Raw genomic sequence first — 15533 nt, 5'->3', positions numbered from 1 at the left:
TGAACTAATTATTTTCCCTTCAATTCCCTAGCTTCTATGATATTCAGAGCTACCATCGTAATGATGCCCTTATTAGCAGAAAAGGGGATGCGCCGTTCTTTACTGGGAGCAAAGCCTCCATCCTTATACTTAACACCATTATCAAGAACAATGAGGATAGGATCAGCGCCTTCCACAGATGTCTCATATCCTATTCCTAGCACCCAATGATAATCGTAAGCATATCTCCCTCTCCAGCGAAAAGTGAACCACTTGTCGAATTTGATAGCTACCGGCCGCTCCGCATCAATTTCCGCTATGTATCTGTTCATATCATTGAAGGCAGTTAGCGAAAGCTGGTACCGTTCCTTCGGTGCAGAAGAAGCTCCTATGTAGTCTTTGATTCCTCTTATAAAGCCGTGCACGTTCATTCCCCAAGGAGTTCCCCCGTGTTGACTATACATGTGATTAATATGCTCCGCTTTGGAATAAAAATGACTTTTCCCGCTAATAAAATGCTTTCCCAGACGAGTACTCCAATATTCCATTAACGCCGCCATCGTTGCTGGACCGCAAGCAGAGGCGGGTGAAGCCACACCGGATTCCCATTGCGTGTAAGGTTCTACGGTCAGCTTATGATGGGACTGTCCAGGTTTCATATAGATATCTTCTCCCATCGCTGCTGTAATATCCGTTCAATCTCCGCGGCAAGAAAAGGCTTACTGATAAAATCCTGCATCCCTACTGCCAGACATTGCTCTTGATCTTCACTTCTAGCATACGCTGTCACTGCGACGATAACGGGCTGGCGTTCCTGCGGAACACTATCCCTGATTAGGGCGGCCGCCGTAATTCCACTCATTATCGGCATCTGCAGATCCATAAACACAAGGTCATATGACTCTAACAGAACCGCCTGCAGTGCTTGTTCCCCATTCTCCACTAAGTCTGCCTGATACCCCCACTTCTGCAATATTGTCAGTAGTAGCTTTTGATTAATTGGATGATCCTCAGCAATTAGAATTCGCAGCGGTCCATATTTGGCTGCAGGCGAAGGAAGGCTATCTTTAAGCAAGACTACTTCTAAATCAGTGTCTCTATCTATGATTATATCTGCCGTAGCTGTTACCTCTTCTCCGCAGTCCTCATAGTTACTTGCAGCATGGACTGGCAATGAGAAATAAAAGTTTGAGCCTTTACCTTCCTTACTCTCCACTCCAATCGCTCCACCCATAAGCTCCACGAGCTTTTTGCAGATGGCAAGCCCTAAGCCTGTTCCACCATACTTACGGTTAAGCGACGGATGCAGCTGCGAGAACGACTGAAACAACAGATTCTGCTTCTCGGCTGGAATACCGATCCCTGTATCTCTGACATTAAACTTTAAAGCCTGCTTCTTCATGTAGGGCCAAGGCTCTTTTTCTACGTGAATGCAAACGTTGCCCTGTTCTGTGAACTTGACTGCATTGCTAACAAGATTAACCAGCACTTGGCGCAGCCGCGCTGAATCCCCCCTAATCAGCAGGGGAACGTCGACAGCAATGGTGCAAGATAGCCGAATATTTTTTTCCAACGCTTTTGCCGAGAATAATTCGGTTACACTTTCTAATACCGCTTGCAGACCCACCTGTTCGTGCACAAGCGTCATTTTACCGGCCTCGATTTTACTGAAATCCAGAACCTCGTTCAGAATATACAGCAATGAATTACTGCTCTGACTAATAATATCCGTATACCCGCGCTGTTCTTCATCTAATTTCGTATCTGCCAACAGATCTGTCATACCCATAATTCCGTTCATGGGTGTCCGCAGCTCATGGCTCATAATGGCCAGAAACTCAGATTTAGTCTGGTCGGCCTGTTCCGCAGATTCTTTGGCCCGGATAATTTCTTTCTCGTCCGTTATATCGCGGAACACTACGACTGCACCAATACGCTCTCCTTTATCAAACAGCGGGGTAACCTGACATTCAGCGAGAAAGCTGGCGCCATCTTTACGCCACAGAACAGCATCTTTACTCTGGTAAGAGCTTCCAGCCTGAATGGCCTGTATAAGTGGCGAATCCTCCGGACGGTAATGAATACCGTTATGTGTAGTCTGTTGAATATGATTCAAATAGAGACGACCCATAATTTCGTCATACTCGAAGTCCAGCATGTTCGCTCCCGCCGGATTAATAAAAGTCACCTTACCTTCAATATCGAGACCGAATATGCCCTCTGATACTGCGTTTAAGATCAGCGTATAATCATTGCCTAGCTTTTCAATTTGTTCAGTATATCGTCTGAACTCTGTAATATCTCGGGAAATTCCATATACGCCTACTACTTGGCCGTCCACAATAATCGGAATATTGATGGTATTAATTTCCACCGAATCTCCATTTTTATGAATGAGGGTGAGATCGTAGCTTTGCGGATGCCCTTGCGCTGCCAGCTTAAAATGATCCAGTGTCTTGACCATATCCTTCTCATGCACAACAGGACCAAAATACATACCAATTAGTTCATCCAGAGAATACCCGGTCAACTTCTCCAGATTAGCATTCGCCGTTAAATAGTCCCCTTGTAAATTCATAGAGTACACAGCCGAGGGGTTATATTCGAATAACGATTTATAACGCTGTTCATTCTCTTGAAGCCTCGACTCGAATTGCTTACGCTCTGTAATATCTCGGGCGACAGCAATAATCTCGACGATATTGCCATCTTCATCATAAATATAACGGCTGTTCGTCTCCAACCAGATATAGGTGCCGTTCTTGCGGCGATAACGGAAGGATATAGGCGGAATAAATCCGGATTGTTCGCTTTGTTCCATAAATTTGATCAGCATAATCAAGTCATCCGGGTGAAGGTAAGTGTATGCGCTAGTTCCAAGCATTTCCTCTGGTTCATAACCAAGCAGCGCTCGACTCGCTGGAGAGCAGTACAAGAAAAGACTATCCTCCATTGCAATTCGCGAGATTAAATCCAGCGAATTCTCTGACATTAGTCTAAAATTACGTTCACTCTCCCGCAATTGCTGCTCCATCTGCTGACGCTCTGTCACGTTACGGCCGATGCCCATAATACGTGTAATTTCAAGATTCCTACCTCTTATTACATGAAAAGAAATCTCCAGCCATATATAGTGGCCTTCCTTGTGTCGGAGACGGCGGACTAAGGTATCGTTCGACAAAATAAAGGCAGAATGCTTCATTTCTTCAACGTCTTCAGGGTGGTAATAATCCAGCCGGCTCGTTCCGATCATCTCCTCCGGCGAATATCCAAGCAAAGATAGGCTGGAAGGGGATATAAAGCTGAAGATCCCATCAGGCAGCGTAAACGAAATAATATTTTGATCATCTTTTATAAATAAATCGTACAGATCACGGCTATCCACCGTTAGCTGATCGGCAATTTTGTGGTCTGTAATGTCCTGGGCATACACAATTATATTTGTAAAGGCTTGGCCCGTTTCAACTAATGAGAAAGTAAGTGAAAGCCATACCGGACGTCCTGCCTGATTAATAAAGCGTTGTTCCTTTATGCTGTTAACACCAGGAGAACGCAGTAGATCATCCATTATCTCTTTAAAGGTAAGGCCTCCCTGCTGACCTTGCTGATTATCTTTCCCACAGAAAAGAGTACCACCAAGAAGCCCGGATTCCGTATAACCGATGATATTGCAAAATGCAGGATTAACCTTGACCCATACACCTTCCGATGTTAGTACAGCCATTCCCATCGGAGACTTCATGAACGCTTGATCCAGAATACTATCGTTCTCTGCCAAGTTATCCACTTCTACCAGGCCTCCTTCATGCGCGATCCACTTATTACTTAAGCAGTCTCTTCAACTTTTCATTATCTTAACCCAGTATACGTTAAGAGAAACAAGGAAAGAAATGTGCAAATGCTCTATTAAAGTTCAACAATCAAAATTATAAATATTGACGATTATACGAGGTCGGATTATAGTATAAGCAATATATTATTCGTGACCTGTTACGCTGGAAGCACCCGTAACAAAGGCTTTTTGCCTTTGCTGCGGGTGCTTTTTTTTGTTGCGATGATATGAATGAAGGGGAGGATAGAAATGATTAAATCTAAGACTATTACCATGGTGTTGCTGTCGGTTCTGCTCATGCTGGTATCCCGGGTGCAAGTCCTTGCTTCTTCGTCTAGCATTGAATTAACACCATCTATTAAAGCGGCCTTTGATCTGACTGCGGCAAGTGCAGAGAGCTCTGTAAGGGTCAAGTTAAACGGACTCTACAGCGATTTATCCACGCTAAAGGTACAATATGACAGCCGGGAGGAACAAATCCGGACGCTGCACTACAATAATGAACAGGCTTTGATTATCGTACGTCAGCATATCAAGGAGATTGACTCCTCCAAAGTGAACGGGCTGGAAACAACAGTCAACCATACAAAGCAGCGCTATCAGCCCTTGTTTGATCAATACAGTGCGCTTAGCCGCCGCATTACCATTGCCAAAAGCCTCAAGGACAAAACCTTAAATACCGTGCTGAACGCCCAAGGAGATGCCATGAAGATCCTAGTTCAGCTAGCCCGTGAAGACATTCGTGGCAAGCAAGCCCAGCTAAAGGTAGCCAAAGATGCCCGCACTAAAAAAATCGCCGCCGCTCGTAAAACCTTAAGTGGTATTGAAAGTCCTCAAACGTCGATCAAGTCTCAAAAAAGTATAGTCACTTCACTAAATAAACGGCTTTCTGCCGACTGGAGTGATTTTAAAGCCGCTATTCGCAAGCAAAGTCCAACGTTAACCTCACAATCCCTATCCTCACTCTTGTCCGGTTATGGGCAGATCTCAGCAAGCAAACAAAAAATCATTGAATTAGAGCAAAAAGTTACAATTGTCATTTCAACTACAAGTAAGCAAATTGGCTTATAGAATTATGACTTCTTATTCTGCGCTCGACGGTAAGACATCACTTTACGGTACATGCTCTTATCGGCCAGCTGATTGAAGATGTACGGGTCAGGATTGGTATTCACTTCAATAATCCAGGGAGTCATGGAGCGGTCCAATCCCACATCCACACCAATTTGCTTAAAGCCTGGGTATTTCTTGTGATAGAAACGTCCGGCATCCCGTCCAAGCTTAGCCAGATTTCGGAGTACCTCAGCCTGCTGTGCAGAATTTAAATGGGGCGCTAACAGCTTCTCAACGGCAGTGGGTTTACCACCACTATGATAGTTAGTAACAATCTTGCCCCGCTCCGCTACTCTACCGATCAGGCCCGTTGTTTCCCATTTGCCACGCGGACTAAGTTGGACCATTACACGAATATCGAAACGCTGGCCCCCGTGCTTCAGTAGAGAAATCCCTCTTTGGATCAGGTAACTGCGTCCATGAGTCGATTTCTTTAGCGATTGATAGAAGGCTTCAAAGGCTTCAAAGTTCTTAATCTTGGTACCGCTCTGATACTTGTAGGCTGTCCTGCTCTGCTCTCTGGTCTGTTCGACCCTCATCACTCCATTGCCATAGGTACCGCATTCCGGTTTAACATAGACCATCCCGTATTTAAGGAGCATATTTCTTAAATGGGACTTAGTGAATCTTGTTGTCTCCGGAATCAGCGGCGAAATTTCCGAGCTCTGCATCAATACCTTGGTCTTAATCCATTTACTCATTACTCCTGACTTTGGCTTTGTTCCCAATTGCACTCTCTCCTGTCCCTCAATAAGTGTCTCGACCTCAGTAACCCTTAGTATTTTATGCTTCTGCTGTACTAATGGAATGAGGTGTTCGCCTGCTCCGCGCTCCAGACTGTATCTTCAGCCTAAGAAGCCGCATATGGTGGTAATAGAGAGGGTAACTGAGATCAAGGAGGCATGAGCCATGCATATTTGTATCATTGCACCGGAACAGTTTCCGGTTCCCGGAGATGGTTCAGTAGAAATCTGCATCTGGGCAATTGCCAGAACACTCGCCCATCGGCATAGAGTTACTATTGTAAGCCGGAGAATGCCGGGGCTTCCTGACTCCACTCAGGAGGAGCAAGTAACCATCACCCGTTTGCCTGCGGACAGCCCATCCCGCTATCTATCAGCGGTGTTGAATTACATTCAGGGAGAGCAGTTCGATGTGATTCAAGTAGATAATCGCCCGTTGCTGATGGCAGCTGTTAAGAAACAGCTGCCACATACTCCGGTGCTGTTATTTCTGCATTCATTAACCTTTGTACCGGCTAAAGCCACAATCGCCGGGAGCCTCAGCAGAGCCGATCTGGTTATTGCCAACAGCCGCTCCTTACAGCAAAGGCTAGACCGTCGTTTCCCCCGCTTGAATCTGAAGATCAGCATTGTCCCTCTGGGAGTTGATCTATCCCGATTCGTACCGGCACTAGCTGCGGAGAAGCTGCGATTGCGCAGACTGTATCAGCTCCCGCCAGGTTTTGCAGTATTGTTCGTTGGCCGGGTGATTCCCCGCAAGGGCGTTCCCGTGCTAATTCGGGCTATGCAGCGTCTAAATACACGCCTTCCTGCTCATCTCATCATCGCTGGTAAGGGGAAAGCGCCGTACATCCGGCAGTTGAAGCTAATGGCCCGGCGGCTGGGCGTATCAGTTTCTTTTCTCGGAAACGTAGCCCATGAGGATATTCACGGTCTGTATCAAGCCGCCGATTGTTTCGTCTGCCCCTCCCAAGGACATGAATCCTTCGGGCTGGTTAATGTGGAAGCTATGGCCTCCGGACTACCTGTCATTGCCTCGAGCAATGGTGGGATTCGGGAGATTATCGTCTCTGGGCATAACGGCTATTTGGTACAACGCTACCGTGAGTCTCTACCCTTTGCCAGATGTTTACTGCGCATAGGCCGCAATCCCAAGCTGGCTGCAAAGATTGGGGCGCAGGGCCGGATGGATGCACTGCAGGCCTTCGAGTGGAAGTATACGACTGCACGTTTGGAGACATTGTACTTGTCTCTTTTGCCGCAATCGCAGAGCATGTCTTAATGCTTTACCGCAGCTATGCGACACTCTGTAACATCGAAATTGTGACGATATTCACATGATTCAACACTCAGAAAATTTATACTCATATTGTAAACGTTGCCATTAAGCGCATCTATTCATTTATAATTACACCTATGAAATTGGCAACCCCCATACACATATTCTTCGCTGTAGAAAGGGTGCATCATTATGTTAATGATCAAAGCAATCGTAAGACCCGAGAAAGCTGATGAGGTCATGGCTGAATTAATGCTTGCTGGCTTTCCATCCATTAGTAAGATGGATTTACTGGGTCGTGGGAAACAAAAGGGGATCCAAGTCGGAGACAATCACTATAACCAAATCTCCAAGAAATTGTTGATCATTGTCATACAGGATGATGAGAAAGAGGATGTACTCAGTATTATTATGAGAACTGCAAAAACTGGAGACCATGGCTCATTCGGAGACGGTAAAATATTCGTATTGCCTGTACATGAGGCCTATACCATTAGCAATGGTAAGAATCAGCTGTAGGCCGAATCAAAACATAAATGAGGCAACAAAAAGAAGGCATCAAAACTGTACATGGGAAAACGTCCTCAGGTACACTTCGTTGCCTTCTTTTATTCTCCATGATTAGGTTAATCCTGCATCAGAACAGTTGGACAACCGTAAGAACAAGACCTACAACAAAACCACATAAAGCTCCGTTAACACGAATCCACTGCAAATCCTTGCCCACCTTATCCTCCAGCATGTTCACCAGACTGGCATCATCCATACTATCCAAGTTCTCCTTGACCAGCAGGCCAAGTCTGAAATGGTTAGCCTCTACAAAGTTAATCAACGAAGCACGAATTCTCTCTTCCCAACCCTGAATCCACTGTTCTTCCTTGCTGATACGGCGTACAAGCATGGCATAAAGGCCGAACAGCTTACGTCCACCAGCTGCCTGGTCCGCTTCTACAATGGTGACTGCCTTGTCGCGGATTTGTTCCAATTGCGTTTGCAGAAAGCCAGTGACGGCTTCGCTTTGCAGCTCGTTCAATGCCCATTCCTTCAACGAGGCCAACCTTGTCTCATCGCTCACAAGCTGGAACAGCGCCACCCGGATTTCACGGATGACCTCCTCGCGATATGGACTGTCCTCCTCACGGAAATCACGAATAGCGGATTGCAACATCCCTTGCAGCATTCCACCTAGCATATCGTCATCCGTAAATCCGACAAAAGCCTGAAAAGCCATCCCCTTAAATCCGCCAAGCTTCACCTCAGACAGCTTCTCACTAGCAAGTTTGCCTAACATGGCCTTCGTTTCAGGACGTTCCGTCCACGTGGATACTCCCGCTAATGCATAATCGAGGACGGCTACATCTTTGCCATCATTCATTAATTTAGTCGTAATCTTATCTGCGAATATTCCAAGCTCTGCTTCACGAATGTATTCTGCCGCTGCGGCTTGAATATAAGGCACAGCCTTCTCTAACGGAAGACGAAGCACAAACTCGCTAAGCTGTTGCAGCAGTTCAGCTCTCGCCTTCTTTCTGCTGAAGAACTTTGTCAGTAGTTTGGAACCAAGCGACACTATACGAACCTTACGCAGCTTGTTTTCAATGCTCTCCTTATTCAGCAACTCATTCTCCATGGCGGAGATCAGCGACTGAATGATTTTATCCCGGTTCTTGAGCAGCAGAGAAGTATGCGGAATAGGCAGGCCCAGTGGATGGCGGAATAGCGCCGTAACTGCGAACCAATCGGCAATCCCCCCTACCAAACCGGCTTCAAATCCACCTCTGAGTAGGATAACAGCCAGATTTTCCGGCAAAAAAAGTGTGATCAGAAAGCCAATCGCCATAATGGCGAGTGAAGTCGTGGCTAAATTTCTGGATTTCATGATTATTCCCCCTTACGAATAACAACTACCAAAAAACATTGTACCACGACTGAACTCCATTCTGAAAATGTCGCCAATTAATGATAAGATACAAGGATACTTTTCACTGCCCTTGAAGGGGACAACTTTCACACGACAAGGAGATATCAACATCATGCTGATTGCTTTGGATATGGATGGAACACTTTTGAACGAGAAAGGAAATATCAGCCCCGGTAATCGTGAGGCGATCCTGCAAGCTCAGAAGCTGGGCCATATTGTGGTTATCGCAACGGGACGCTCTTACATGGATGCGGAGCGACAGCTGCGGTTGGTCGATCTGGAATGCCCTGTAATTAGTCTGAACGGGGCAGTCATTACAATGCCTGACAAGACGCTGGTGGCGAGCAAGCCGCTTAACAAGGAAGATATCATTCCAGCTCTGCGCTGGATGAACGAAATTCCGGAATTGTATTATGAGGTCTACACAGAAGATAACGTTTATGCGGAGCTGAACAAGCGAGTAAAGCTGGAGAAATTAGCGGCGCTCAGTGATGAGGAAGTACCGGAGGAGGTTAGCTGGCTGCTAAAAGCCATGATCGACCAGCAATTCCAACAGGCTTCCGTAACCTATGTGGAGAACATGGAGGAAGTGTGGAGTAAAGATGAGAATGTCATTTATAAAGCGCTGGCTTTCTCTCTGAACCGTGAGCTGCTGAAGGAAGCCTCTACTCGATTTGCCGCGATTCCCGGACTGATTATTACAGCATCACATGTAAATAATATTGAGATCAATCATAAGGAGGCCAACAAAGGCTCTGGTGTAGCCCAACTGGCTGCACATTACGGCATCCCACTGGATCATGTAGCCGTAATGGGCGACAGCTATAATGATCTGCCGATGTTCGAGATGGCCACCTATAGAATTGCCATGGCTAATGCAGCGCAGATTCTTAAGGATACTGCCGAATATGTCACTCTCAGTAACGAGGAGGACGGGGTGGCCGCCGGTCTTCAATATCTCTTTAATCAGAAATAAGGCTGCCAAGAAGAAACGGGTGCCGTCCTTTTATGGACGGCACCCGTTTCTTCTTGAAATATAAGGATAAGTTATCGTGTGAAAATTCTTATATTTTGAAAAAAGACCGGAAGTATATGCTTCCAGTCTCACACCACGGCTTGACGAGGTTTCTACCCCTCCCAGTTATCCGCTATACGCACAATATCCTCTGCGGCAGAAGAGAGGGCGATCTCTACGACAATTAATTCTAGCTGTGTCGTTGCCCGTAGGAGATGTCTTGCCCCGGCAAGTACGGTAACCATATCTCCGGCGGTAGCTGGATGAACCATCCCTTCTATGATATATTCCCCACTCCCGGAAAGCACAGACCACATTTCTTGCGCGTCCGGGTGAAAGTGGTAGCTCGTATGCCTTCCGGGCAGCAGCGTGACTTTGGAGGTCGTAATCTCGGTACCTTCGGCTGTATGGGTGCAATCCAGTATGCGGGAGCAACCCCAGCGCTTCTCTTCGATCATCGGCCGCATCACCTGGCCTTCCAGTTCCTCCTTAATCCGCTTCGCCTGCTCTTTGCCAGCAACCAGAATACCATCGGGACCCGCAGCCACAATTAAGCCCGGGGCACCAATGACATGCACCGGACAGGATAGCTCATTGACCAGATGTGTGTCCACTGAATCTGCCGATATCGTTCCTAAACCCGTGACTTCCCCATGCAAAAAAGGAGTTAGTGCATCCCAGCTCCCGATATCCGCCCACTGCCCAGTGTACGGAATGACAACGGCACGTTCCGTTTTCTCCAGCACCTCACGGTCGAAGCTTCGCTCCGACAGCTGAGTATAACGTTCCAACAACTCTTGATACACAGTTGTAAGACCTCTGCCCTCCAGACAAGAGAGCAAGAACCGCAGAGAACAAGAGAACACGCCGCAGTTCCAAAGTCCTCCTTGGGAGATGAGATAATCAGCCCTAGCCTCATCTGGCTTCTCGGAGAACTGCGCAACCTGCAGATATTCCTTACCGCTGGAAGTACCTTTGGGCAGAATATATCCAAATTGTGTGGAGGGGAATTGCGGAGCGGCCCCGAGCAGCGCCAGGTCTGCTCCGGATTCGCCCAGCACCTCGGGAAACCGCTGGAGCCTTTTAAAGAACGAAGCTTCAACATAAGAATCCACCGGAATCACAACTACGATCTCCTCCGACCGGATCTTCCGAACCGAATGCAAATAACTTGCCGCCAGAGCGACGGCCGTGAACGTTCCTCGTTTCAGTGGTTCGGCCAGCACAGGAATATCCCCACCGACAGACTTACGGGTGATTTCGACCTGGCTGCGGTGGGTCACAATACAGCATGAAGTAAGTAGTCCCGCCTCCGCCAGCCCTCTGCATACCCGCTCGATCATGGATTCCACTCCACCACCCTCTTTAGGCAGAAGCTTCAGGAAGGCCTTAGATCTGACCTCGTTCGATAACGGCCACAGCCTTTTGCCTGATCCACCGGACAGGAGTACAACCTGCAAGTCCAATCCCCCCTTACGTAAATGCTAGATTCGCCGCTTCGGTCAAATAGGATATCCTCGACAACCACATCTTCATCCGAACTCTTCACTTCGGCGTTCTGACGTAACCCTTGCGTTTATGAAAAGAAAGCGATCTATACTTCTCCGCCAGCTTGTTGCGCTGCGCCTTGGAGAGCTGGCCTACATTCATGTGGAGCCCCTTATTAAGGGCCTTCCTGATTGCCATTCCGCTACGGTCAGTGGAATACAGGTAATTGCCATAGGTCTCAAATTCGGAGAAGGCAAACTGTTTCGAACGGTCCATGCTATGCAGGATCGCCGAATACCAGGGCATATGATGTTTTGCTTCAATCTCCTTTTTCATCCGGGCCAGCTTGGTGCGCTCAAATAACATATAGTGGGTTACAAAAGAGGATTTAGATGCCGCCTTACGGCCCATCAGCTTCTTATAGGTGGCAAAATACTGAGGCTGGCTCCAGTTGCGGCTGTAAAAAAGTGTCTTCCCCTTTGTACGAAACCGATGCGGAGCAATAAGGACCGTGTCGGCATCAATGACTAGAAAATAGTCAGCCGTACATAGCTTGTCACCGTTCAGCTTCAGCAATTGCTGGAACAGCCAGCCCGAACGTTCCCAGGTCCGGGAGCGGTAATGGATATCTTTTTTGGTCAGGGGCAGAACTGAATTCTCATTAATAAATGTGCAGCCCTTGGCATGACAAAAATCCAGGATTCGTTGCTGCTTGGGAGCGACAATCAGAATACGGCCAATGGGATGTTTAACCTGTGCTCGGACAGCGTCAATAACATAGGGAAGTGTGGCCAAGTCCTTCTCAATTGCCGGGATCAGCAAATCTATAGTGGGCAAAGACATACGTTCATCTCATCTCCAGATTAATGAATTTGCTTTATAGATATGAGCCGGCAGGGTAAAGGGCATGGGCCTTCACAAAAAGAACCTTTTTAACAAGAGGAAACAGCTTCCCCGTCTGTGGTTGCAGCTCTCCTTTCTGGGCAAGATACGCACTTTATTGTGCAGTAAAAGGGCGGGGATGGTATATTGTAGATTGGCTAAATGATCAACATAAGAAATTATTGAAGGTGAATGCATTGAATAAGTTGTTATTTCATAATATCCCCCCGGGCGCGACCGGAGAACAAATACCCAAAGCAAAGATAGCCTCCGCCCAGACCAGTAGAGAACTGGTTCAGCCGGAGGAGAACGATTCGGCATATTTCCGCAGGCTGGAGGAGGGTGGAATTCTACTTAACCTTCCCCAAATTACTGCCGTACGGCACCATAAGGGGCCTCTGCTGACATTAGCAGGGGCTGGCTCCGGCAAAACATCGGTTCTGATCTGCCGAACTGGTTATTTGCTGTCTGTGCGCGGCATCCATGCCAGTCAGTTGCTGCTGCTGACTTTCTCCAGCAAGGCCGCGGCAGAAATGCGCGAACGTATTGCCTTGCTGCCTGGGGTGAGCTCAGGCGACGCTGCCCGACTGCAGGCCCGCACGTTCCACTCTTTTTTCCTGTACTTCCTGCGCAGACAGGGCTTGCAGCAGGAGATTTTCCACGAGACACGCCGGCAGCATATCTTACTGAAGCAGATTATGCGTGAGCTGGGGCTGCCTAAGGACGCCTATCCACCGGAAACCCTTTTGGCGTTGCTCTCCTCCTTCAAAATGAATATGGGCGAGCTGAAAGATCTGCCGGAAGGCACAATGGCCGAGCAAGAGATGAAAGCCATTCTGACACTCTATGAACAATGGAAAATAGATCATTTCAAAATCGACTTCGATGATGTCCTCTTAATCGCCTATCAGATGTTGCGGGAACGGCCGGAGCTATTGCAGGAATTGCAACAACGGTATCAATACGTCATGGTCGATGAATTTCAGGATACGAACGCCCTGCAATACGAGCTGGTTAAGATGATCGCACATCCGCACCATAACCTGATGGTCGTCGGAGACGATGATCAGACGATCTATTCCTTCAACGGCGCACGCAGCGAGTTTATTCTGGAGTTTGAGCAGCTTTATCCGGGAGCAAGGGTGATTACGCTGGATATCAATTACCGCTCCAGTCCCGCTATTGTTGGGCTAGGCAACGGAATTATCCGGCACAATAAGCGGAGGCGCTCCAAAACTCTGCAAGCAGCCAAGCTCGGCGGCAACCAGCCCCAGTACATGCGTCCGCAAACGGCAGACGAAGAAGCCGAGCAAATGGTCGAGCATATTCTGGGCGAAGTAGGCAGTGGCAAACGAGAATATAGTGACTTCGCTATGCTATACCGTGCTTCAAGTAGTAACCGGGCGATTCTGGAGCTGCTGCTCCTGCGCGATATTCCTTATATCGATTATGGTGCAAGCCAATTATTGTACGAGCACTGGCTGATTTCCCCGGTGGTGGACCATTTGCGTCTTTCGGTGAACCGGCGTGATTTTGCCGCTATCGAGAATATCCTACCAACCTTATATATGAACCGTGAAAAAGGCATGGAGCACATCCGCCGGATGGAGACTGCACAGCCGAAGCAAGGGCCCATGATCCATCTGCTATCAATGCCAGGTATGGAGGATTTCAAAGGCGTCAAGCTTAGAGAACGGCTCGATCTTATCAGAAATCTGCATGAATTCACACCCGTGCAAGCCATCCGGCAGATCCGTTCCCAATTCTATGATTATTTCATCGAGGCGAATGGACGCTCTCAGGCGACCCTGCATCGGGAGACTTTAAAAGAAATGCTGGATGAGCTGGAAGCCTCAGCAGAGCGCTTCGACAGCATAACCGCCTTCCTTGATTTCATAGCCAATGTTACGGAGCGAAATGAGCATAACCGCCTGCCTGGAAGCAATGAGCAGGGTAACCGGATTGCGCTGATGACGATTCACAAGTCAAAGGGGCTGGAGTTCCCGGTTGTCTTTCTAATTGGCGCTTCTGAGGGTATTCTTCCGCATAGCTCTGCACTGGAAGGCGATCGTCTGAAGGATCGAAAAAAAGCGATTGGAAGCAGCGGAACTGTGGATATGGCGGCACTGGAGGAAGAACGCAGGCTTGCTTATGTAGCCGTTACGAGAGCTCGGGAGGAGCTATTTATTAGCTCACCTGCACAGCATCGGGGCAAAAAAGTCGAGGTCTCCCGCTTTATGCTATCAGCTTTCCGTTCTGCTGCTTCTGCTACTTCCGAAACACTTGCTTATGGAAGCAGACCTGTCACAGCAAGAACATTGCCAGCCAGCAGAACCTTAGCGGTAAGAACCCATACGGTTCCTGTATGGACATGTACCGGCAAGTCCTGCCCTGGCTGGACGCGTGTCAAAGCGGGCGGGGATGAGGATCATTTATCCGTGAAGCCCTGCCCTCTCTGCAGTTCTCCTATGGAGAAGGACAGTCGAGTAGTCCCGGTATAACCTAAAAACCCCTTACAGCAACAATGCGAAGATTCATGAATCTCGAATCTAAACACTTGCTGCGGTAAGGGGTTTTAGCTAATGCTGTATAGTGTTGATATTAGGCCGGTGTTACTACTTCTGCTGCTGGTGCTGCTACTTCTTCTTCAACTTCTTCTTGTACCAGTTTGATCTGAATCATAACTGTAGTAGGATCAGTCAATACTTCAATACCGTCTACGAACACAAGATCAGAAACGAGCAGTTGTTCGCCGACTTCAAGACCACTAATGTCTACTTCCATCGAAGTTGGCAGTACATCAGGCATACAACGAACTTGTACCTCATAAATTTCTACCTGTTGAACTCCACCTGATTTCAAACCAACGGGTTCTCCAGAGAAATGAAGAGTAACATTACTGTCCATACTAACGGACATGTTCACATATTGAAAATCGATATGCATTAATTTACCTGTGAAAGTATCTTTTTGAATGTTCTGAACAATGATCGGCATTACTTTAGCATCAGATACCTTGCCTTGCAGAATCGCACGCGGATTTTTCTTAAGCATGTCCAACATTGCTTTTTCGTTAACTTCTAAAGTAAGCGTATCTTTACCAACACCATATAATACAGCTGGAATACGTCCTTCTTTTCTAGCTAGTTTCATGTCGGACTTTGTTCCAGCAACACGTTCATTTAATTGTAATAATTTACTCATTTCTTAGTTCCCGCTCTCTTTGACCATAGATTCTTGTCAATCTAATTATAACATGACCATAGAATCTAGTCAAATCA

General features: G+C 47.4%; 12 protein-coding genes. 5 read left to right on the top strand and 7 right to left on the bottom strand.

The window, feature by feature from the left end:
- Window positions 1-8: 8 nt before the first annotated feature.
- Both GJB61_RS20040 and GJB61_RS20035 read right to left on the bottom strand, forming a co-directional pair.
- The gene (locus tag GJB61_RS20040) at window positions 9-638 is read right to left on the bottom strand and encodes a C39 family peptidase (protein WP_195724412.1); all 630 of its coding nucleotides are present in this window, start codon (window positions 636-638) and stop codon (window positions 9-11) included.
- The gene (locus GJB61_RS20035; protein WP_195724411.1) at window positions 635-3766 is read right to left on the bottom strand and encodes a PAS domain S-box protein; all 3132 of its coding nucleotides are present in this window, start codon (window positions 3764-3766) and stop codon (window positions 635-637) included. The genes GJB61_RS20040 and GJB61_RS20035 overlap by 4 nt, the downstream gene beginning before the upstream one ends.
- Before the next feature lie 294 nt (window positions 3767-4060).
- On the opposite strand from GJB61_RS20035, the gene GJB61_RS20030 reads away from it, so the two are divergent.
- On the top strand, window positions 4061-4882 hold the full coding sequence (locus GJB61_RS20030) for a hypothetical protein (protein ID WP_154120809.1): 822 nt from the start codon (window positions 4061-4063) through the stop codon (window positions 4880-4882).
- Between the two features lie 2 nt (window positions 4883-4884).
- On the opposite strand, the gene GJB61_RS20025 is transcribed toward GJB61_RS20030, so the two are convergent.
- A complete protein-coding gene (locus GJB61_RS20025; RefSeq protein WP_154120942.1) occupies window positions 4885-5625 on the bottom strand; it encodes a YheC/YheD family protein in 741 nt (246 codons plus the stop codon).
- A 208-nt stretch (window positions 5626-5833) separates the two neighbouring features.
- On the opposite strand from GJB61_RS20025, the gene GJB61_RS20020 reads away from it, so the two are divergent.
- Both GJB61_RS20020 and GJB61_RS20015 read left to right on the top strand, forming a co-directional pair.
- Complete coding sequence (locus tag GJB61_RS20020; RefSeq protein WP_154120808.1) at window positions 5834-6949, top strand: glycosyltransferase family 4 protein; 1116 nt, start codon at window positions 5834-5836, stop codon at window positions 6947-6949.
- Window positions 6950-7138: 189 nt separating this feature from the next.
- Window positions 7139-7465: a P-II family nitrogen regulator gene (locus GJB61_RS20015; RefSeq protein ID WP_154120807.1), complete on the top strand. Its 327-nt coding sequence runs from the start codon at window positions 7139-7141 to the stop codon at window positions 7463-7465.
- Between the two features lie 118 nt (window positions 7466-7583).
- On the opposite strand, the gene GJB61_RS20010 is transcribed toward GJB61_RS20015, so the two are convergent.
- A complete protein-coding gene (locus GJB61_RS20010) occupies window positions 7584-8825 on the bottom strand; it encodes a DUF445 domain-containing protein (RefSeq protein WP_154120806.1) in 1242 nt (413 codons plus the stop codon).
- A 154-nt stretch (window positions 8826-8979) separates the two neighbouring features.
- Between GJB61_RS20010 and GJB61_RS20005 the strand changes: the two genes are divergently transcribed.
- The gene (locus GJB61_RS20005; RefSeq protein WP_154120805.1) at window positions 8980-9843 is read left to right on the top strand and encodes a Cof-type HAD-IIB family hydrolase; all 864 of its coding nucleotides are present in this window, start codon (window positions 8980-8982) and stop codon (window positions 9841-9843) included.
- Between the two features lie 152 nt (window positions 9844-9995).
- On the opposite strand, the gene GJB61_RS20000 is transcribed toward GJB61_RS20005, so the two are convergent.
- The gene (locus GJB61_RS20000) at window positions 9996-11342 is read right to left on the bottom strand and encodes a sugar phosphate nucleotidyltransferase (protein WP_195724410.1); all 1347 of its coding nucleotides are present in this window, start codon (window positions 11340-11342) and stop codon (window positions 9996-9998) included.
- An 85-nt stretch (window positions 11343-11427) separates the two neighbouring features.
- Window positions 11428-12213: a DUF6492 family protein gene (locus GJB61_RS19995; RefSeq protein ID WP_154120803.1), complete on the bottom strand. Its 786-nt coding sequence runs from the start codon at window positions 12211-12213 to the stop codon at window positions 11428-11430.
- Window positions 12214-12449: 236 nt separating this feature from the next.
- Here GJB61_RS19995 and GJB61_RS19990 point away from each other — a divergent pair, with 236 nt between their 5' ends.
- Complete coding sequence (locus GJB61_RS19990) at window positions 12450-14753, top strand: UvrD-helicase domain-containing protein (protein ID WP_154120802.1); 2304 nt, start codon at window positions 12450-12452, stop codon at window positions 14751-14753.
- Between the two features lie 100 nt (window positions 14754-14853).
- On the opposite strand, the gene GJB61_RS19985 is transcribed toward GJB61_RS19990, so the two are convergent.
- Window positions 14854-15456 carry a 50S ribosomal protein L25 gene (locus GJB61_RS19985; RefSeq protein ID WP_154120801.1) on the bottom strand — a complete coding sequence of 201 codons (603 nt, stop codon included), beginning with the start codon at window positions 15454-15456 and terminating at the stop codon, window positions 14854-14856.
- Window positions 15457-15533 lie beyond the last annotated feature (77 nt).

This window comes from Paenibacillus monticola, assembly GCF_009664975.1.
In the GTDB taxonomy this organism is placed as follows: Bacteria; Bacillota; Bacilli; order Paenibacillales; family Paenibacillaceae; genus Paenibacillus_AQ; species Paenibacillus_AQ monticola.
This window is presented reverse-complemented; position numbering and strand designations above follow the sequence as displayed.